Annotated in this window: 22 protein-coding genes; 16 read left to right on the top strand and 6 right to left on the bottom strand. The window is 40.0% G+C overall.

The features are described from left to right. Positions 1 to 16: 16 nt before the first annotated feature. The 6 genes from EGN73_RS21705 to EGN73_RS21730 form a co-directional block, all read right to left on the bottom strand. Complete coding sequence (locus EGN73_RS21705) at positions 17 to 1,702, bottom strand: hypothetical protein (protein ID WP_219294176.1); 1,686 nt, start codon at positions 1,700 to 1,702, stop codon at positions 17 to 19. A gap of 109 nt (positions 1,703 to 1,811) precedes the next feature. Continuing rightward, complete coding sequence (locus EGN73_RS21710; RefSeq protein ID WP_219294178.1) at positions 1,812 to 2,543, bottom strand: DoxX family protein; 732 nt, start codon at positions 2,541 to 2,543, stop codon at positions 1,812 to 1,814. Positions 2,544 to 2,574: 31 nt separating this feature from the next. Next, positions 2,575 to 2,901, bottom strand: coding sequence for a hypothetical protein (locus EGN73_RS21715; RefSeq protein ID WP_219294180.1), 327 nt, complete (start codon positions 2,899 to 2,901; stop codon positions 2,575 to 2,577). 63 nt (positions 2,902 to 2,964) lie between these two features. Next, positions 2,965 to 3,258 carry a winged helix-turn-helix domain-containing protein gene (locus EGN73_RS21720; RefSeq protein ID WP_343207151.1) on the bottom strand — a complete coding sequence of 98 codons (294 nt, stop codon included), beginning with the start codon at positions 3,256 to 3,258 and terminating at the stop codon, positions 2,965 to 2,967. Between the two features lies 1 nt (position 3,259). Then, positions 3,260 to 3,868 (bottom strand): hypothetical protein, encoded by a 609-nt coding sequence (locus EGN73_RS21725; RefSeq protein ID WP_219294184.1) that lies wholly within the window; start codon positions 3,866 to 3,868, stop codon positions 3,260 to 3,262. Positions 3,869 to 3,963: 95 nt separating this feature from the next. Beyond that, positions 3,964 to 4,581 carry a Uma2 family endonuclease gene (locus EGN73_RS21730; RefSeq protein ID WP_219294185.1) on the bottom strand — a complete coding sequence of 206 codons (618 nt, stop codon included), beginning with the start codon at positions 4,579 to 4,581 and terminating at the stop codon, positions 3,964 to 3,966. A gap of 425 nt (positions 4,582 to 5,006) precedes the next feature. On the opposite strand from EGN73_RS21730, the gene EGN73_RS21735 reads away from it, so the two are divergent. From EGN73_RS21735 to cysM, 16 genes are all read left to right on the top strand, one after another. Next, positions 5,007 to 5,888, top strand: coding sequence for a hypothetical protein (locus EGN73_RS21735; RefSeq protein ID WP_219294187.1), 882 nt, complete (start codon positions 5,007 to 5,009; stop codon positions 5,886 to 5,888). Between the two features lie 212 nt (positions 5,889 to 6,100). Beyond that, on the top strand, positions 6,101 to 6,346 hold the full coding sequence (locus EGN73_RS21740) for a type B 50S ribosomal protein L31 (protein WP_219294189.1): 246 nt from the start codon (positions 6,101 to 6,103) through the stop codon (positions 6,344 to 6,346). Positions 6,347 to 6,418: 72 nt separating this feature from the next. Beyond that, a complete protein-coding gene (locus EGN73_RS21745; RefSeq protein ID WP_219294191.1) occupies positions 6,419 to 7,618 on the top strand; it encodes a GlmU family protein in 1,200 nt (399 codons plus the stop codon). Positions 7,619 to 7,625: 7 nt separating this feature from the next. Next, positions 7,626 to 8,777: a DNA polymerase III subunit gene (locus EGN73_RS21750; RefSeq protein ID WP_219294193.1), complete on the top strand. Its 1,152-nt coding sequence runs from the start codon at positions 7,626 to 7,628 to the stop codon at positions 8,775 to 8,777. Further along, complete coding sequence (locus EGN73_RS21755) at positions 8,777 to 9,208, top strand: ATP-dependent zinc protease family protein (RefSeq protein WP_219294195.1); 432 nt, start codon at positions 8,777 to 8,779, stop codon at positions 9,206 to 9,208. Before EGN73_RS21750 ends, EGN73_RS21755 begins: the two co-directional genes overlap by 1 nt. Further along, positions 9,205 to 10,119 carry a 30S ribosomal protein S6--L-glutamate ligase gene (gene rimK / locus EGN73_RS21760; RefSeq protein WP_219294197.1) on the top strand — a complete coding sequence of 305 codons (915 nt, stop codon included), beginning with the start codon at positions 9,205 to 9,207 and terminating at the stop codon, positions 10,117 to 10,119. Before EGN73_RS21755 ends, rimK begins: the two co-directional genes overlap by 4 nt. Continuing rightward, entirely contained in the window at positions 10,109 to 11,047 is a 939-nt protein-coding gene (gene hemC, locus EGN73_RS21765) for a hydroxymethylbilane synthase (protein ID WP_219294199.1), read from the top strand. The genes rimK and hemC overlap by 11 nt, the downstream gene beginning before the upstream one ends. Beyond that, positions 11,044 to 11,886, top strand: coding sequence for a peptidylprolyl isomerase (locus tag EGN73_RS21770; protein WP_219294201.1), 843 nt, complete (start codon positions 11,044 to 11,046; stop codon positions 11,884 to 11,886). Before hemC ends, EGN73_RS21770 begins: the two co-directional genes overlap by 4 nt. Next, positions 11,886 to 12,803: an SDR family oxidoreductase gene (locus EGN73_RS21775; protein WP_219294203.1), complete on the top strand. Its 918-nt coding sequence runs from the start codon at positions 11,886 to 11,888 to the stop codon at positions 12,801 to 12,803. The genes EGN73_RS21770 and EGN73_RS21775 overlap by 1 nt, the downstream gene beginning before the upstream one ends. Before the next feature lie 39 nt (positions 12,804 to 12,842). Then, positions 12,843 to 14,231 carry a sodium-dependent transporter gene (locus EGN73_RS21780; RefSeq protein WP_219294205.1) on the top strand — a complete coding sequence of 463 codons (1,389 nt, stop codon included), beginning with the start codon at positions 12,843 to 12,845 and terminating at the stop codon, positions 14,229 to 14,231. Between the two features lie 132 nt (positions 14,232 to 14,363). Next, entirely contained in the window at positions 14,364 to 14,735 is a 372-nt protein-coding gene (locus EGN73_RS21785; RefSeq protein WP_219294207.1) for a response regulator, read from the top strand. Positions 14,736 to 14,807: 72 nt separating this feature from the next. Beyond that, positions 14,808 to 15,395 carry a porin family protein gene (locus tag EGN73_RS21790; protein WP_219294209.1) on the top strand — a complete coding sequence of 196 codons (588 nt, stop codon included), beginning with the start codon at positions 14,808 to 14,810 and terminating at the stop codon, positions 15,393 to 15,395. A gap of 113 nt (positions 15,396 to 15,508) precedes the next feature. Then, positions 15,509 to 15,796, top strand: a complete 288-nt coding sequence (locus EGN73_RS21795; RefSeq protein ID WP_219294210.1) for an FtsB family cell division protein — start codon at positions 15,509 to 15,511, stop codon at positions 15,794 to 15,796. Continuing rightward, positions 15,777 to 16,328: a hypothetical protein gene (locus EGN73_RS21800; protein WP_219294211.1), complete on the top strand. Its 552-nt coding sequence runs from the start codon at positions 15,777 to 15,779 to the stop codon at positions 16,326 to 16,328. Before EGN73_RS21795 ends, EGN73_RS21800 begins: the two co-directional genes overlap by 20 nt. A gap of 25 nt (positions 16,329 to 16,353) precedes the next feature. Further along, a complete protein-coding gene (gene epsC, locus EGN73_RS21805; RefSeq protein WP_219294212.1) occupies positions 16,354 to 17,187 on the top strand; it encodes a serine O-acetyltransferase EpsC in 834 nt (277 codons plus the stop codon). Beyond that, on the top strand, positions 17,184 to 18,062 hold the full coding sequence (gene cysM / locus EGN73_RS21810; protein WP_219294213.1) for a cysteine synthase CysM: 879 nt from the start codon (positions 17,184 to 17,186) through the stop codon (positions 18,060 to 18,062). Before epsC ends, cysM begins: the two co-directional genes overlap by 4 nt. The last annotated feature ends 7 nt before the right edge of the window (positions 18,063 to 18,069 follow it).

The following is an 18,069-nucleotide window of genomic DNA, read 5'->3' on the forward strand; positions in this document are numbered from 1 at the left end:
CCTTAACAGGCCTTGCTTAGTAGTTGAAGTCGTTTCGGATCATATTTACCCTAAGGGAAAGTTGCGTGAAGGATGTGTTAGCAGGGCTATCCAAGTCTTCTGCAGTTCTTGTTCTGAACGTTTGGGATAAGTCCAGAAAAACATTCTGTCTGATCATGTAGCTTAGGTTGAGGTTAGCCAACAAGACCCTGTTTTCTACACCCTGGCCAATAACATTTCCAAACAGACCAATTCCGGTATTTGGACTCATTCGGTTTTTCAATACATTTTTCCCAAAATTCACATCTTCAGATGGGTCATCACCAAAATACTGATAAAGCATTGTCATATTGGTAAACAATCTTGGGACAGGCTGATAGCGGACTATGGCAACTGCCTCCCGGAAATTTGCTCCTAGTGGATGTGCTAAAGGGGTACGGTAATTGGTAAAAGACTGATTTTCGAATTTTTCCTGGTAGGTATAGGGCCTTACCTGATTGTATTCCAATTGCAGGTCGAGGTTGCTCACTTTGAAAGCGTTGATGTATTTGTAGCCGGCCTGTAAAGCGTGTTTGTTTCGGATTGAATTAGGTCCATCAATGCCGAAAAACTCCCCAAACACAAACTCATCCAATACAAACTGCCCATAAAGTTGCATGCCAGGGGTGAAATTCCATTTGAGATCAGTTCCCAACATAACTTTATCCGGAGTTCCCAGCTGATGCTCAACCCATCGGTAAAAAATCAGTGGATTCAGGTAATTCCAGTCAAATTCATTTTTCATTACCGATTCAAAAACACCCACATTTAGATTTTTACCGATATTGATTCCAAGCCTGTGGTGGGAAAACCACTTTTGTGGATATCTGTCGTCTGTAGGCCTTCCTGCAAAGTCATAAGTCACATCAGCTGTTTTTTGAGACCATAGGTTGGTAAGGTTGAATTTCCAGATTTTGGTGTTGAGTTTGACAAAGACATAAGGATTGGAAAAATCAGATATGATCAGCGACCGGTAACCTTCCCCAACAAAATTTCGATCATGTCCAAACTGTGCCTGAATACTTTTGCTGATGTTGAAATTCACATGACCCATAGCGGAGAAGTAACCATACCCTTCTCCCTCGTACCTTTTCCAGAAGCCTTCACCCGGTACGGCACCGTTTTGTTCCACATAATCCTTTACCCATGAGGGGAAGATGGTCTGTGTAGTAGTGAAATAGGTATAAAATGAAACTTTTCTATCAATGCTTCCCCTGAATTCAACCCCTCTGCTGTTTCTCATTCTGAAGTTTTCCTGATTGGGCTCCATTCCTCCTGAAAGGTAGATGACCGGATTTATGTGGAAATCAAAAATAGAGTCTCTGTAATGGAAAAAATCAGAAGGTTTTCTGTAGAGGCCTCCAAGAAGAGGTCTTTTGGAGTTTTCTGTTTCCCTGTCTATAAACTCCCAGTTATCATTGCTCAGATAATTGAGATTAAACCTGTCCACATTTGATTGTATGAGGTTTCCCGTTGCCAAAGTGTCCAAGTATGAAGCAACCTGGTCTCTTCTAAAAGGCTTGAATCCAGTGTGGAAAATAGGATTGTTTTTTCCTTCTAAAATTTCAAAGCGCTCGATCAGATGATAATAATCCCTGTTGTAGGGAATGTAGGCGCCTTGTCCAAATGTATTTTCACTGAAAAATAGCAAAATCGAACAAGCGAAAAGCAATTTGTTTTTCATACGGGGTCAAGCTAGAATGTTGTAAAGCTAAAAAAAACAGGTGATAAAGAAAGTACCCCCTGTTTTTTGTATTGGAATGGAAAAAAAACCTTAGCAGCCACTTTTAAATTTAATTTTCCAGAATTTTCAAACATTCGCTTAAAGGTTTGCCGGAGATATGAATACATTGGCAAAACTCCTGACCTATCAGTTCATTTTCTGTATTGGTAAATTGGGAATTACAGTCTTTGAAGGAATTTCGTGGCATAAAAGAATATCCAAAATGAGCTAGCCAAACCGTAAAGCACATCGTGGAAAAAACTCCAATGAAGAACACCAACGGAAATTTTGTTTCATATTTATTAGGCTTAGGAAGGGAGACTGTCTTGGAGTAGCGGTTGAATGGAAGGATGTATTTCAGCTTGTCATAGTGCCAGGCTAGAATGTAGAGATTGGCCAATACCATTAAAGGTGAGCTGACGAATGAGCCTTCAAACCGCACTGCAAAAGAAAGGATCCAGATATTTACAATAATGGGTAAATAGATCAATGCCCCCAAGAGTACTGTTTGGGGAATTAATAAAAATATCCCTGCCACCACCTGGGCGTATCCGATAAATGTATAATAGTATCCTGTATGGTGCAAAGCTTCCAAGTAGGCTCCCATGGGATGAAGTTCCGACAATCCGCTTGCAAATCTTTCCCCGAAGATCTTCACCAAGCCTGCCGCAATGAATGCAAAAGCCAAGAGAGCTCTGCAGATGATATACAATATCCAATGCCACCGATTTTGCTTTATGCTTCTATAATAATCTTCCAATTTGGAGAAAATTAAGGTAAGTGTTGCTTCTTGCTTTTTCATGTAGATAAAATGAAATAACATTTTTGTTTTTTTAATCCCAGTGACCGGTAATTGCAAAAGCCATCACTGCCGAAATCCAAAGTGCAACAAAATAAAATATTGTGCTGAAGATGATGGCAACAAGTTTTCTGTTTCCAGAAGGAAACCAATAAAAGCCCATCAAATAGAAAAATGCACCTCCAAATCCACCTCCTAAAGGAATGATAATTAGTGGAAAAAACATCCAGAGTTCAAGTTGATCTTCTTTTGTAATGATCATCGCAGTCAATCCTATAAGGGGAATAGCTGCGCCAAAAAGGGCTGAAAGGAAAGCGTTTTTGACTAATTGTTTTTTGGGGAATTCTGCTGAAGGTGTCATAGCGTTTTGAAAGGGATAAGGTTAATCCACTTTGAATTTCAAAGTAGATGGGTAAATTTTTTTTTAGGGTTTATTTTCATTGATAAGATTTTCAAGAAAATCCAGATGCGATTGAAAAGCTTTTTTTCCAGCTTTTGTTGCGGAATAATTGGTTAGGGGTTTTCTTTTCTGAAATGATTTTTCCACTAATATGTATCCGGAGTTTTCCAGGTTTTTGAGGTGAGAAGCAAGGTTGCCATCCGTCACTTCAAGCAGTTCTTTGAAGGAGTTGAAGTCGTATTGTTCATTGACCATCAGAACAGACATAACCCTGAGCCTGATGATATTTTCGAAAGCCTTATCGTAGTTTCCTTTCACTTTACTTTTCGTATTTGAAGTACATGATACTGCCATGCAGGATATGTAGGATCCCGAAACCTATTGCCCAGAAGAAAAGTCCAAAAGCAGGGAAAAAGGCAGCCAAAATACCCAAAACAACATGACCAAACCCTAGATGCCTGATATCATTTAAGGTGAAAAGGGAGGAGTTTATCAGGCCCATTCCATAAAAAAGTAAAGTGGTGGATGCAATCAGTTCAAAATAACCCAAGTGTAAAAGGGCAAAGCAGAATAATGCTCCAAGAGTGACAGGTAGAAATAGGGCAGTTAAAAATCTTTTTCCAGCCGGTGTCCATATTTTGCTGGAAGTAAGGCGGCTGTTTTTTTGACTTAAAAAATAGGCTGTCAGAATGGATAGAGTCAATACAATAATTCCAACCCATATGATCCTACTTATTTGACCAGAAATGGAATCTGCTAGATACGATGTAGCAGTAATGGAGCTTTCCGTCCAATAGTAAATCAGTTTAGCACCAATTAATGCATAAGTTCCGGCCATAATTCCTGACAATCCGCTTAGGGAAAGGAATTTGGTACTCCTTTCCATCATGGACTTGATTTCTGATAGTTCTTGCTGAGGGTTTTTCATTTAGAAAGTACTTTGAAATACAAAGTAAAATCAAATATTATTAGCATGTATGCATTTCCAAAAAAAAAAATTGAAATGGCTAGGGTTAAATTAAATTATATGCTTTCAATACCCTCAAACAATTCGTCAAGATCAAGAACAAACCCTTCGATGCATTTGGAAGCAACATGGTCTCCTAGCGTAAATAGCCTTGATGGGACATACTTTCTTTCTACCAAAGTGTACACCAAAAGTGTTTTTTCATACGGGTGTATGATCCAGTATTCCTTGACACCGCTTTCTTCGTAGACCTCATATTTGTTTTGGAGTTCCTTTTTATTGTTGGAAGGAGAAAGGATTTCCATAATCAGGTCAGGTGCACCCACACAGCCCAAGTCATCCAATTTTTCCGGATCACAGACCACGCAGATATCCGGTTGCACCACGGTTTTGATGTCTTTGTGTTTTTTGGATTTGACGGGGAGACGCACGTCAAAAGGGGCAATATATACTTTACAGGTCTTACCTTTTAAAAGATTGCGCAATTGTGACCCAATCTTTAGTACCAGTTCCTGATGGATTCTTCTTGGAGCTGCAGCAGCTTGTCTAAAAACCTTTCCTTTGATCAATTCGACCATATGATCTATTTCCCATGTCAGATAGTCTGCATAGGTGTAGCTGCCATATTCGGAATAGGGCTCTTCAAGAAGGTTTTTTTCTTCATCCTTTTCCATAGGTCTAATTTAATGAAAATATGGATTGAGAGTAAAATGTTTTCTTGAGATGAACTAAATATTATTTAATAAATATCTTTAATTAGACCACAAACCAAGTTAAATAAGAGCCTAGATTAACTCGATACTAATAGATATTGGATATTCATTGATATTGGCTTGAAATCAAAGGTTTATTCCACTATTTATTAGATTCTACTGGCAAGAAAGCGGATAATCATGTTATTTAATATCTTAATTATAACCTAAGCGATGACTTATAATCGAAAATGGCAAATGATATAAAACCTGCTTTATTAGGCTAGAAAAGGACCCTATGATAAATCGTTCCCGATAATTTGATAAAACAGGATTAATAAATTAGTCAATTGTTTTTGATATCTGTCATTTAATTTCTAAGTTGGTTTCGTTTTATTGGATAATCAATGGTAAAATTATTACGAATATTTTCCGCTCTGGTAATCTTTTTGATCAGCCAACAGTCCTTTTCTCAAAATTCTGAAGGCACATCTTTCTTTAAAAATAATTATTACCCGGATTATCCTGTTGTTTTATTGAGAGAGAATTTCTTTGGTAACCCTGTCTATTTTATTGAAGGAGAAAAGGTTAGTGCCAGAGAAGTCCGTGCCTACATGGAGATCATGCCGGGAGATGCCAATGATTTTTCCCAAACCCATACCAAAGCCTTGACAGGAACGGGGATTTTATTAACAGGACAAGCTGTTGTTTTAGGCGCTTTAGGTTATGCTTACGACAACAGAAACAGGTTGAACAATCAGATTGTGCTGAATTGGTTTGTTGCTACAACAGCTGGTGGTGTAGGTGGAGCTATAGGCAGATCGATGAACCGACAAGGGGTCAGGAAAATCAATGGTTTGATTGACAACCACAACTTCCTGATCAGACAGGATGAGTTGAGAAAGCCGTACTTGAAAATGGACTTCAGGAATAATTTTCTGGGCGAAAAAATAGATATTTATGATGGCCCAAACTTGTTGAGTAAAGACCGAATAAACCTATATAAAGAAACATACCCAGAATTTGCTGAATTTTACAGGAATTCACAGCGAAATCAGAATTGGAGTTTAGCCATAGGTATTTTGGATCTGGCTTCTACTTTAGTATTCGTTGGCTACATTATTTCTCCGCAGATACAATCCTCCGCTCCCAGTAATCTGCTATTGCCGCTGACTATTGCTAGTTTTGGAACAAGCATTTCAGGAGGGATTTTCAGACGGGCGGCAAGAAATCAAACCCGTATGGCATTAATGAAATTCAATTTTGGGGAGGAGTTCAAAGGTTATTGAAGATTTTACTTTTCAAGAATTTCTGCTAGTAATCAGCTGACTTAAGCTTCTCATAAACTGTCAGCGCATGATTTTAAATGGCTTAATACAGATTCTTTACTATGTTGTATTATTATTGCCAAATAATTTTTGGTTCAATTTGGATACATTTGGAAAAAGGGATAACTTTGTGCCTCATTTGTGAAAAGGGATCAAAGAAAAATAGCAATACAATGAAAAAAGACATTCATCCTAACTACAGAGACGTCGTATTCTACGATACCTCAAGTGAATATAAGTTTATCACAAAGTCTACTATCGAGACTAGCGAAACAATTACTTGGGAAGACGGTAAAGAATACCCAGTTTACAAGATTGAGGTTAGTTCCAATTCTCATCCTTTCTACACTGGTAAGAAGATGATCTTGGATACTGCTGGTAGAGTTGAAAAATTCAACAGAAGATACGCGAAGAAATAATAGTCTCTTTACGGACTCGAGCTTTAAGTCTCCCGAAAATGGTTTTCCGGGAGACTTTTTTATTTTTGTGTCATGGACAACATTATTTTATTTGACGACCCGACAATAAGAGGGTCATTGCTGCCATTCACTTTTACCCGACCGGTAGCTGAAATCAGGGTAGGTATTTTGAAAATATCAGAGAAATGGGAGAAATCTACCGGCAGGCATGTTTCTTTTTCTACCCAAGGTTACCTGAGTGAGAAATTTCCCTGCAGTTTTGAGAAATCATTTTGGGTAAATGGTGCTTTATGTCCAAATGAGACCGTTCTCAATGAAATACTGTCCTTGAAGGAAGGAGAGGTGCTGGCTCAGAACAATACAGTGTTGGCATATATCTCCAATGGTGAAAATGCCTTTAATCCGGAAAAAGTCAAACAGCTATTAAAGGTTGAGAGCAAAGCGCAATCAACACTTATACTCAAATCATGGAATATTTTCGAGTATAATGGTAGTGAGATAAAAAACGACTACCTGTTGCTTACCGATGGACGGACCTCGATTGGAATCCAAGACCCTCATACTGTAATATATGGTGAAGGGAATATTTTTGTGGAAGAAGGTGCACGTGTAAAAGCGGCTGTACTGAATGCGGAAAATGGACCTATATACATCGGTAAAAATACCGAAATCCAAGAAGGGGCTCTGATTAAGGGGCCTTTTGCCCTTTGTGAAGGATCTACGGTGAATATGGGTGCAAAGCTTAGAGGGGACACTACTGTTGGTCCATATTCGAAAGTAGGAGGAGAAATTTCCAATTCAGTGATTTTTGGATACAGTAATAAAGGTCATGAGGGATTTATGGGCAACTCTGTCATTGGAGAGTGGTGTAATCTTGGGGCCGATACCAATACTTCCAATTTGAAAAATAACTATGCTGCCGTAAAACTTTGGGACTATACAAAGGGTGGTTTTGCCAATACTGGCCTGCAGTTTTGCGGGCTTATGATGGGTGATCACGCCAAATGCGGTATCAATACCATGTTCAATACCGGTACAGTGGTCGGTGTCGGAGCAAATGTATTTGGAGACGGCTATCCACGAAACTTCATCCCTTCTTTTTCTTGGGGCGGGGCGGCAGGCTTCAGTACATTCCAGGTAAGGAAATTTGAAGAAACTGCCACAGCAGTGATGAAAAGAAGGGGAATATCGTATGGTCAGGTTGATAAAGAAATCATACAAAAGGTTTTCGATTTGACCAGACATTACCGTATTTGGGAAAAAGAATCTTAAGCCGTCTATGTTGTTTTCAGATATTCCAGGACTCCCAGAAGTCAAAGAAAAGATTATCCAAGCAGTCAAAAACAACCATTTGGCCCATGCTTTACTCTTTCATGGTCCGGAGGGGTCTGCAAACCTCAAGATGGCTTTATCTCTGGCCACTTACCTACATTGTCAAAATCCGCAGGAAAATGATTCATGTGGAGTGTGCCCTTCCTGTCAAAAAATGGAAAGACTGGTTCATCCTGATATGAACTTCGCCCTTCCTGTACCGGGAAAAGCTTCTGAAGACAAAGATTCCAAAGACGACAACAAGGCACAGGATCCTTCTGCCGCTTTTAGGACTTTTGCCATCAATAAGGGGTATGGCAATGTTTCAGACTGGATCTATGACAATGGATTTCAAAAAAAGCAACTCAACATTTCCAAAAGTGCAGGTCTACAGATCATAAAAACACTTTCTTTGAAATCATTTGAGGGCGGATATAAAATCATGTTGATCTGGGCACCTGAGTTTATGCACTCAAATGCAGCCAATGCTCTTCTGAAAATTCTCGAAGAGCCGCCTGCCAAGACCTTGTTTCTATTGGTGACTTCACACCCTGAGCAATTGCTGACCACAATATTGTCAAGGACCCAAAAAATAATGGTTAGGGCTTTTACGGATGAAGAGATTATGAGCCACCTTGTAGCTGAAGACCTCTGCACAAGAGAAGCTGCAGTACAGATTGCCCCTTTAGCAGACGGTAATATGCGGGAAGCCTACCGGATGATAGATCAGGTAGCAGATCATAACACCTCTTTGATCAGGGATTGGTTTAGGGCATGTTTTTCTTTAGAGGTCAATCTGATTTTTGATTTTGTTGAAAAATTCGGTGCATTGGACAAAGAAGCACAAAAATCCATATTGCTTACAGGAGTGAATGTGTTAAGAGAAGTAATGTTGGACAAAGCTCAGGTGGGAGGCCTTATGCGAAGTGCTGATACTGACAGGGAATTCATACATAATCTTGGGCTCCATGTACTCGATGGGGAAAAAATAAGTGAGATTTATGGCCTTTTGAACACAGCTTATTACCATCTTGAAAGAAACGCAAATATGAAAATTGCTTTTGCAGACCTTTCTTTTCAGATTGCAATGGTCATGAGGCAAAGGAAAAAAGCCAGCTAATGAAAAAGACTATAGGAAGAAGAGAGAAAATTTCTTTGCCTGAGTGGGGACTTAATCAGATTACAGCAAAAATTGACACAGGTGCCTATACCAGTTCCATACATTGCGAAAGTGTGGAGGAGCTCAGCGACAATGAAGGGAAATATCTAGAGTTCCAGCTATTGGAAGCGACTCACAGGCGCTATCAAAAGAAGAAGATAAAGACAAGGGTCTACACACAAAAAAAAGTAAAGAATTCATTTGGTCAGGCCGAAATCAGGTATAAAGTGAGCACAGATGTGCTTATGTTTGGCGAAATTTTCCAAGCGGAATTTACCTTGACTGATAGGTCAAAAATGAAGAACCCTATATTATTGGGGAGAAAGCTTCTTCAGGGAAGGTTTATTGTCGATGTGGAGGAAGTCAACCTTTCCAAAAAATCATTGAAATGAAAATAGCAGTATTATCCAGAAATTCACATCTCTATTCTACCAAAAGATTGGCAGAAGAAATCAAGTCTGCTGGGCATGAAGTGCTCATCGTAGATCATTCTGTCTGTGACCTGATCATCGAGCAGACAGGTCCTTCCATATTCTATAAAGGGGAGAAGCTTGAAGGTATAGATGCCATCATTCCGAGGATTGGTGCGTCAGTAACTTTTTACGGAACTGCCGTAGTGAGGCAGTTCGAATTGATGGGTACCTTTTCAGCGGTGGAGTCTCAGGCGATAGTCAGAAGTAGGGATAAATTAAGGAGCCTTCAGATCCTCTCCAGAGCTGGTTTGGGAATGCCCAAGACAGCTTTTACCAATTTTTCAAAAGGTGGAGAAAAGGCCTTAATTGAAAGAGTAGGAGGAGCTCCTTTGATCATCAAGCTTTTGGAAGGGACACAAGGTCTTGGTGTGGTCTTGGCAGAGACCAAAAAAGCAGGGCAGTCTGTTATCGAAGCTTTTCATGGCTTGAAAGCCAGGATTATAGTTCAAGAGTTTATCAAAGAAGCAAAAGGTGCGGACATAAGGGCTTTTGTAGTCAATGGCAAAGTAGTAGGAGCCATGAAAAGGCAGGGAGCAGAAGGGGAGTTTCGTTCTAATCTCCATCGAGGTGGTAAAGCTACCGTGATCAAATTGTCGCGGGCTGAAAAAGCAGCCGCATTGAATGCTGCTAAAGCACTTGGACTGGATATTGCTGGAGTCGATATGCTGCAGTCCGAAAGAGGGCCGCTTATTTTGGAAGTTAACAGCAGCCCGGGTTTGGAGGGAATCGAAAAGGCAACAGGCGTTAATATCGCCGGAGAAATAGTGAAATTTATAGAAAGTTCCGTTTCGAAGAGGCAATCAAAAAGGAAACCGAAAAATGAACCATAAAGTAAGGATAGGAACTAGAGGGAGCAAGCTGGCCTTGTGGCAGGCATATCACGTGGCAGACCTACTCAAGTCTAAGGGATTGGAAACTGAAATCGTGGTCATTGAAACCCGTGGAGATAAAGTCTTGGATGTTTCCATCGCCAAAATCGGAAGCAAAGGCGTATTCACGGAGGAATTAGAAGATCAATTGGCCTCTGGAGCCATAGATATAGCAGTGCACAGTGCCAAAGACATGCAGTCTTCACTTCCTGATGGGTTTGAATTGATAGCTTTTACAGAAAGGGAAAAAGTAAACGATATCATTCTTTCGCACCAAGATGATATTGATTATAGAAATCAGGATAAACCTTTGGTTTTGGGGACGTCTTCTACCCGGAGAGTCGCTACATTGAAGCATTATTATCCACACATTCAGACGGTTGAGGTAAGAGGGAATCTTCAGACCAGGATTGCGAAAATGGAATCGGGAGTTTGTGATGCTCTTCTGTTGGCTTATGCCGGGGCACATAGGATGGGTTATGATCACTTGATCCGCCATGAGCTTTCATTGGATGAATTTACGCCAGCAGTTGGTCAGGGATCTGTAGCCATAGAGTCATCTGTGAAGCTTGATCAAGATTTGAAAAATAAAATCAGGGAAGCTTGCCATGACACCGAGACTGGATATAGACTGGAAGCAGAAAGGGCATACTTGAGGGTGTTGGAAGGAGGTTGTAGTATTCCTGTTTTTGCTTTAGCGAATATTGAAAAAGGAAAGTTGACCATCAAAGGAGGGATTGTAAGTCTTTCAGGCGATCAGAAAATAGTACATGAAGTAAATGGGGAACAAGAGGATGCCGTTGCGTTGGGTAAGCAACTTGCTGACCTTGTGTTGAACAGTGGAGGGGATAAAATATTGAAGGAAATCAAATCAACTTTAAACAAATGAGGCGTATAGTTATAGTAGCTCTTTTGGTTTTACTTTCTCTAAGCCTTTTCTCCTGTGCTTCTGAAAAGGACTACCTGATAAAAATTGAGACGAGGCATGGCGATATGTATGCAGTTTTGTTTGATGAGACACCAAAGCACAAACAAAACTTTATTGACTTGGCCAAAGCCGGAAGGTATGACTCTACGGAGTTTCATAGAATTATCGAAAATTTCATGATTCAGGGTGGGGATGTTTTTGGCAAAGAACAATTACCTGAGGAGGAATGGTATACGATTCCTGCCGAAATCAAACCTGGCCTGATACATAAGAAGGGGAATATTGCAGCTGCAAGACAGGGGAATAATGTGAATCCAGAACGAAGATCTAGCGGTACCCAATTCTACATTGTAGAGGGAAAAAAATATACCCAAACGGAGTTGGTGACAGACATGAAACTCCTTTCGGAGACATTTTTCAAATACATCCAATTGAGCAGTAATGCCGAGGTCAAAGAGAAGTATACGGAATTGTATGAGGCAAAGGAATTTGATGCACTCAACGAGATGATGTTGGCTGAAAAGGAAAATCTGGAGACATTTTTCAGGGTAAATTTGGAAAAGCCAATGACTCCTCAGCAAATAGAAGCTTATACTACAGTGGGGGGCACACCGCATTTGGATAATGAATACACGGTGTTTGGACAGGTGATCAAGGGCCTGGAAGTAATGGAGCTGTTAGCTAAAGAAGAAACTGGGGCGAGAGATAAGCCGGTCAACCCGGTTTATATGAAAGTGTCGGTAGAGCACCTTCCCAAATCTACCATTACCAAACAATATGGTTTTCAATACACAGACTGATGCAAAAAATATTAATAACAGGAGCAAACGGATTATTGGGGCAAAAGCTGATTGAAGCACTCAAAGACAGAGAAGACCTCTCTTTGATAGCTTCGGGAAAAGGTGATTCCAGACTTCCGGACACCTGGTCGGATCAGTTTATATGGGAAAGTATGGATATAACTGACCCCTTGGCCATTGAACAAGTGATGTCAAATCATTTACCTGATTACATCATCCATACTGCGGCCATGACACAGGTGGATGACTGTGAGAATAATAAGGAGGCGTGTTGGGAATCCAATGTCACTGCAGTTGCACATTTGGTAAAGTCATGCGAAATGCATGATGTTCATTTGATTCACTTGTCAACAGATTTCATTTTTGATGGTGAAAATGGTCCTTATGATGAGGAGGCAGTGCCAAATCCCGTAAATTATTATGGGGAATCAAAATTGGCAGCCGAGGAAATCATTATGAAATCTTCCTGTAAATGGGCAATAGTAAGGACGGTTTTGGTTTATGGTCTGGCAAGTGATCTGAGCAGATCCAATATTATTTTGTGGGTGAAGGATTCTTTGGAGTCTGGTAAAAATATCAATGTGGTTACAGATCAGTGGAGGACACCTACCTTGGCAGAAGATCTTGCGCAGGGCTGCATTTTGATCATGGATCAATCTGCACAGGGAATTTTCAATATTTCCGGCAAGGATTATTTGACACCTTATGACATGGCCTTGCAGACGGCTGAATATTTTGGCTTGGATAAGACCCTTATTAGTAAGGCTGATTCCAGTAATTTTTCCCAGCCTGCAGAGCGTCCCCTTAATACCGGGTTTATCATTGAAAAAGCCAAAAGCGAGTTGGGCTATAGTCCCAAAAGTTTTATGGATGGAATTGGTATTTTATCAAAACAACTTAAATTAGCCGATTCTTAAAAAAATCATATTTAATTAAAATCTTATAATTCAAATAGTATGGCAATGAGTTCAGATACCCAAGGTAGAGGCCAATGGGGCTCCAGTTTGGGTTTTATTATGGCTGCGGCCGGTTCTGCGGTTGGATTGGGAAACATTTGGAGGTTTCCGTATCTCACCGGTGAAAATGGAGGAGGAGCATTTGTTTTTGTATATGCCATCTGTGTCCTTTTGATAGGACTCCCTCTTTTACTGAACGAAATTGCATTGGGTCGTAAATCAGGCAAGAATCCCATAGGAGCTATAAAAGCTACAGGTGGAAATGGATTTTGGCAGATAGCGGGTGTGCTTTGTATTTTGGTTTGTTTCTGCGTATTGAGTTACTATTCAGTAATTGCAGGATGGACCATTGGTTACATCTTTACTGAGCTGGTAAATATTCCAGTTGATTTTGAAGAATTTCAGGATACCCCTCAATATGTGATTCCTCTTTGTTTTCTATTTATTTTCATGACCATTGGGGTTGTATTAGGAGGGGTTTCCGGCGGGATTGAAAAAGCAGCTAAATTCTTGATGCCGATTTTGTTTGTAATCATCATTTTTATAGCCGGTAGAGCGGTTACTTTGGAAGGTGCAAGTGCAGGTATAGAATATTATTTGTACCCTGATTTCTCTAAAATTACAACCAAGGTGATTTTACAGGCTTTGGGACAAGCCTTTTTCTCCATGTCTGTTGGTTGGGGGCTAATGATTACTTTCGGGTCTTATCTACCTAAGAAAAGTAACATTGTACAATCTTCCGGATGGATTGCAGGTATGGACAGTATGGTCGCTCTGCTTGGTGGATTGATGGTGTTTCCAGCATTGTTTGCCTTGCTTCCAGGAAAAGATCCTGCAGGTGGTCCAGCTTTGGTCTTTGAAGTATTGCCAAAGGTCTTCGATGCCATGCCAGGAGGTAACTTTATAGGAGCCTTATTCTTCCTGTTGCTTTTGGTGGCTGCTCTTACATCGAGTATCTCCATGTTGGAAGTTCCCGTGTCTTATTTTATAGATGAGAAAAAATGGAGCAGGAAAAAGGCAACTTGGTTGATAGGCATAGCTGCGATGTTTTTGTCTATTCCATCGGCATTATCTTCCATTGAAGGTAATTATTTTAATGGATTGACTATTACTTTCCTTGGCAATACTCAAGTTGGGTTTTTTGCCATTATGGATTTTACCTTTGGGACATTTGCCGTGGTGGTCATTTGCTTGATGTTGAGCCTTTATACAGGTTGGGCGAAGAAAATTAGCGACTATGCCAATGAATTGGCGCAAGGTTCTCCAGGTTTCAAAGGGTTTTTAAGAAGTGCCTGGATTTTCTTTATCAAGTGGGTTTGTCCTATAGTAATTGCTCTGGTCTTACTGGATCTATTGGGAGTTTTCGGAACTCCTCAAGAAGGAGGATGATATTAAATTCAGCGTTTAATAAGAATAGAGGGGTTTTTACCCCTCTTTTTTTATTTTATGCTTCTAAATATGTATTTTATATTAAGATATTTGTATATTGTGCTTTCGTTCAACCCCTCCAAAATAAAAGTAATGAAAGTATTGGTCGTAGATGATGATGCCATAAACAGGCTTATCCTTAGGAAAGTTTTTGAAAAAGAGAACCATGAAGTCTGTACTGCAAATGATGGAGTGGAAGCGATCAAGATTCTCAATTCGGAACCAGGTTTCAATCTGGTAATCACCGACATTATGATGCCACACATGGATGGTTTGGAGCTTTTAGCCCAGATCAAACACAACGAAAAGATGCAGAACCTACCCATTATTGGAATTACTTCGGGTAATGTGGAATATTTTAAAAAAGCATCCAGGCTTTCATTTGATATTTTGTTACAAAAGCCAATGGATTTTTATGAAATCTATACGATAGCCTCAGAGCAGGCAAATAAAGGTTTAGATTAGTGTATTGATTTTCAGATTTTTTCGTTTCATTAAATGAATTTTTCGTAGATTCAATTAACCAAATTTAAGTCCATGAAACGATTGCCTTTTCTTCTGTTTTTGCTGGCTTTTAGCACCCCATTATTTGCTCAGGAATTTTCCGTAGGTCCAAAGGTAGGTTTGTCTCAAGCCAACATTTCAGTTAATGGGGAGGAATTTTCTCCCGGAGAAAATGTGACAGGCTATCATCTTGGGATGTTTGTAAGAATGGGAGGGGCATCGATTTTTGTACAGCCCGAATTTTTGTTTACCAATGTAGGAGGGACTATTATTCAGCAAACCAGTGGGACTGAAAGGACAATCAATGCCAATTTCAATAGGTTTGATATTCCATTGATGGTAGGCTTCAAGCTTGCCAATGTTTTTAGGGTGCAGGCCGGCCCTATAGCATCAGTATTGCTTGATTATTCCATTGAGGATGCTTTTCAGACTGCCTTGGATGTGGATTACAATAATTCGACCATAGGATATCAGGCAGGCTTAGGATTGGATGTAGGTAACTTGATTTTGGACTTCAAGTATGAAAACTCCCTCAGCAAAATATCCAGAAGTGTGGCAGGCTTCGAAACTGACCAACGGCAAAACCAATTGATCATCTCCGCTGGGTTTCGGCTTTTTTAAATTTGCCTAGGAGTTCAAGATGGCGTGATATTTGGGCCCAGATCTTTTAAAATACTTAGAATGGTATTTTTTAAAGTCAATCTCTATATTTGTCAAGGTCAATATTCCAAAAAATGCGACGCTATCTGAAGTATACTAAAAACTTTTATTTTCTTTTCACCTTGTTTTTTGTCATATGGATGGTGTTTATAGATTCCAACGATATTTTTACCCAGTTCAAGCTTAGGTCTAAAGTGAAGGAACTGGAAAAACAAAAGGCATTTTATCTCGAAAGAAAAGAAAAAATCAAAGCAGACAGGGAGGAATTAATGAGTAATTACGAACTGTTGGAGAAGTTTGCCCGTGAAAGATATTTGATGAAAAGAAAAACTGAAGATTTATATGTGGTTGTGGAAGAGTAGATCAATTGTAATATCAGCATTTTTTGTTCTTGCCTTTACTATTTCTGCTTCAGCGCAAAGGGTTATTGATGAAGGTAATAAACCTCCATTAAAAGACAGGTTGTACTACGGGGGAAACTTTGGGGCTTCATTTGGTACCATCACCTTTGTAGATGTATCCCCACTTGTAGGGGCCATGGTCACCAATAGGCTCTCTGGTGGTGTGGGAGCTACTTATCAATACTTTAATGACAGGAGGTTTTTTGGTGGTAGCAACAGTCTTTATGGAGGGAGAGTGTTTGGAAGATACAATGTATTTCCCAACTTCTTTGCCCATGCTGAATTCGAAAATGTCAATTATGATTGGTTCGATCAGAACAGGAATGTGTTTGAAAGGATCTGGGTACCAGCCTTCTTTTTAGGAGGGGGGTATTTCGTGCCATCTGGAGAAAGAGGGGGATTTAACTTCTCATTTTTGTATAATTTGCTTCATGACAATAGAAGATCACCTTATTTTGAACCTTATGTGATCAGGGTAGGTTTTATCCTTTAAATCACCACCTTTCAACAAACCTAAAATGAATTCATTGGTAAAAAAACTCAGCAAGTCGCATCAGGACTGCCCAGAGTGCCCTTCGCCTAGAGTTATCCAACAGTTTTTCGATAACCTTCTAGGATTGCTATTCCCGGATTATGCACCGGAACTGCTTAAGGAAGAAGCTCAGGTGGAAGCCAAGATTGAAGAATTGAAATTCCAGCTGAGTAGAATACTGATCAAAAACAAGCATTTACATGGTAAAGATGGCAATGCCTTAGCAGAGGACTTTTTTTATCACCTTGAGGATGTTTATGAACTGATCAAAAAGGATGTGCAGGCCATGTTTGACGGAGACCCTGCAGCCAAGTCCTTAACAGAAATTGTCCGGTGTTATCCAGGTTTCTTTGCAATAGCTGCTTACCGTGTTGCTAACCTATTGTACAATTCAGGTGTGTATCTGATACCAAGGATGATTACCGAATATGCTCACAGCCGTACAGGGATAGATATTCATCCAGGTGCCAGTATCGGGGAGCATTTTTGTATCGATCATGGTACTGGCATTGTTATAGGAGAGACTACTGTTATCGGAAATGGTGTCAAAATCTATCAAGGTGTTACTCTTGGAGCCTTGAGTGTAGACAAAGAAGATGCTGATAAAAAAAGGCACCCTACCATCGAAGACCATGTGGTGATCTATGCTGGAGCTACTATTTTGGGGGGGAATACTGTAATTGGTGCCAATTCAGTAATTGGAGGCAATGTATGGGTAACCAAGAGTATAGCTCCCAACAGCAAGATTTACTATCAGGCAAAGATGTACAACCCTGATTCAGAGCAAACCGACACTTATATCATAAGAAGTCAAGGATGAAATTAGTAGACTTGATAGGCAATACCCCTTTGGTATTGTTAGAAAATATTCCCCAAAATCCCAATGTAAGGATTTATTGTAAGTTGGAAGGGCAAAATCCCGGTGGTAGTGTAAAGGATCGTGCTGCCTACAATATGATCAAAAGTGCTTTAGAAAGAGGTACAATTAAAAAAGGGGATAAATTGATCGAAGCAACTAGTGGAAACACTGGAATTGCGTTGGCTATGGTTGCCAATATTTTAGGGCTGAAGATGACTTTGGTAATGCCCGATAACAGCACCAAAGAAAGGGTCTTGTCTATGGAAGCTTATGGAGCAAAAGTAATATTGACCCCTGCCGAAAGGACCATTGAATATTCTAGGGAATTGGCTGAAAAAATGGCAGAAGAGGACGGTTATGTCATCCTAAATCAATTTGCCAATCCTGATAATTATATGGCCCACTATTTTACTACAGGGCCGGAAATATGGAAGGATACCAATGGAGAGGTGACCCATTTTGTCTCTGCTATGGGTACTACCGGGACTATTATGGGTGTTTCAAAATTTTTAAAAGAAAAAAATCCACAGGTGCAGATAGTAGGAACGCAACCTACGGATGGATCCAGTATCCCTGGTATAAGAAGGTGGTCTCCTGAATTTTTACCAAAGATTTTTGACCCAAAGAGAGTAGATAGAACTATAGACGTGAGCGAGCGAGAGGCTACAGATATGACCAGAAGATTGGCCAAAGAAGAAGGGATTTTGGCAGGGATGAGCAGTGGTGGAGCATTAGTAGCTGCTTTGAAACTCGCAGGAGAACTTGAAGCCGGTACAATAGTCTGTATTACTTGTGATAGGGGTGATAGGTATCTGAGTTCGGATCTTTTTGGATAAAAAATCC

Origin of the sequence: Arthrospiribacter ruber (genome assembly GCF_019343195.1) — a bacterium.
Classification (GTDB): Bacteria; Bacteroidota; Bacteroidia; order Cytophagales; family Cyclobacteriaceae; genus Arthrospiribacter; species Arthrospiribacter ruber.

What these genes read in the sequence shown, in the direction of transcription:
- EGN73_RS21705 (WP_219294176.1), bottom strand. Translation starts at nt 1,702, where the DNA reads ATGAAAAACAAATTGCTTTTCGCTTGTTCGATTTTGCTATTTTTCAGT.
- EGN73_RS21710 (WP_219294178.1), bottom strand. Translation starts at nt 2,543, where the DNA reads ATGAAAAAGCAAGAAGCAACACTTACCTTAATTTTCTCCAAATTGGAA.
- EGN73_RS21715 (WP_219294180.1), bottom strand. Translation starts at nt 2,901, where the DNA reads ATGACACCTTCAGCAGAATTCCCCAAAAAACAATTAGTCAAAAACGCT.
- EGN73_RS21725 (WP_219294184.1), bottom strand. Translation starts at nt 3,868, where the DNA reads ATGAAAAACCCTCAGCAAGAACTATCAGAAATCAAGTCCATGATGGAA.
- EGN73_RS21730 (WP_219294185.1), bottom strand. Translation starts at nt 4,581, where the DNA reads ATGGAAAAGGATGAAGAAAAAAACCTTCTTGAAGAGCCCTATTCCGAA.
- EGN73_RS21735 (WP_219294187.1), top strand. Translation starts at nt 5,007, where the DNA reads ATGGTAAAATTATTACGAATATTTTCCGCTCTGGTAATCTTTTTGATC.
- EGN73_RS21740 (WP_219294189.1), top strand. Translation starts at nt 6,101, where the DNA reads ATGAAAAAAGACATTCATCCTAACTACAGAGACGTCGTATTCTACGAT.
- EGN73_RS21745 (WP_219294191.1), top strand. Translation starts at nt 6,419, where the DNA reads ATGGACAACATTATTTTATTTGACGACCCGACAATAAGAGGGTCATTG.
- EGN73_RS21750 (WP_219294193.1), top strand. Translation starts at nt 7,626, where the DNA reads ATGTTGTTTTCAGATATTCCAGGACTCCCAGAAGTCAAAGAAAAGATT.
- EGN73_RS21755 (WP_219294195.1), top strand. Translation starts at nt 8,777, where the DNA reads ATGAAAAAGACTATAGGAAGAAGAGAGAAAATTTCTTTGCCTGAGTGG.
- rimK (WP_219294197.1), top strand. Translation starts at nt 9,205, where the DNA reads ATGAAAATAGCAGTATTATCCAGAAATTCACATCTCTATTCTACCAAA.
- hemC (WP_219294199.1), top strand. Translation starts at nt 10,109, where the DNA reads ATGAACCATAAAGTAAGGATAGGAACTAGAGGGAGCAAGCTGGCCTTG.
- EGN73_RS21770 (WP_219294201.1), top strand. Translation starts at nt 11,044, where the DNA reads ATGAGGCGTATAGTTATAGTAGCTCTTTTGGTTTTACTTTCTCTAAGC.
- EGN73_RS21775 (WP_219294203.1), top strand. Translation starts at nt 11,886, where the DNA reads ATGCAAAAAATATTAATAACAGGAGCAAACGGATTATTGGGGCAAAAG.
- EGN73_RS21780 (WP_219294205.1), top strand. Translation starts at nt 12,843, where the DNA reads ATGGCAATGAGTTCAGATACCCAAGGTAGAGGCCAATGGGGCTCCAGT.
- EGN73_RS21785 (WP_219294207.1), top strand. Translation starts at nt 14,364, where the DNA reads ATGAAAGTATTGGTCGTAGATGATGATGCCATAAACAGGCTTATCCTT.
- EGN73_RS21790 (WP_219294209.1), top strand. Translation starts at nt 14,808, where the DNA reads ATGAAACGATTGCCTTTTCTTCTGTTTTTGCTGGCTTTTAGCACCCCA.
- EGN73_RS21795 (WP_219294210.1), top strand. Translation starts at nt 15,509, where the DNA reads ATGCGACGCTATCTGAAGTATACTAAAAACTTTTATTTTCTTTTCACC.
- EGN73_RS21800 (WP_219294211.1), top strand. Translation starts at nt 15,777, where the DNA reads ATGTGGTTGTGGAAGAGTAGATCAATTGTAATATCAGCATTTTTTGTT.
- epsC (WP_219294212.1), top strand. Translation starts at nt 16,354, where the DNA reads ATGAATTCATTGGTAAAAAAACTCAGCAAGTCGCATCAGGACTGCCCA.
- cysM (WP_219294213.1), top strand. Translation starts at nt 17,184, where the DNA reads ATGAAATTAGTAGACTTGATAGGCAATACCCCTTTGGTATTGTTAGAA.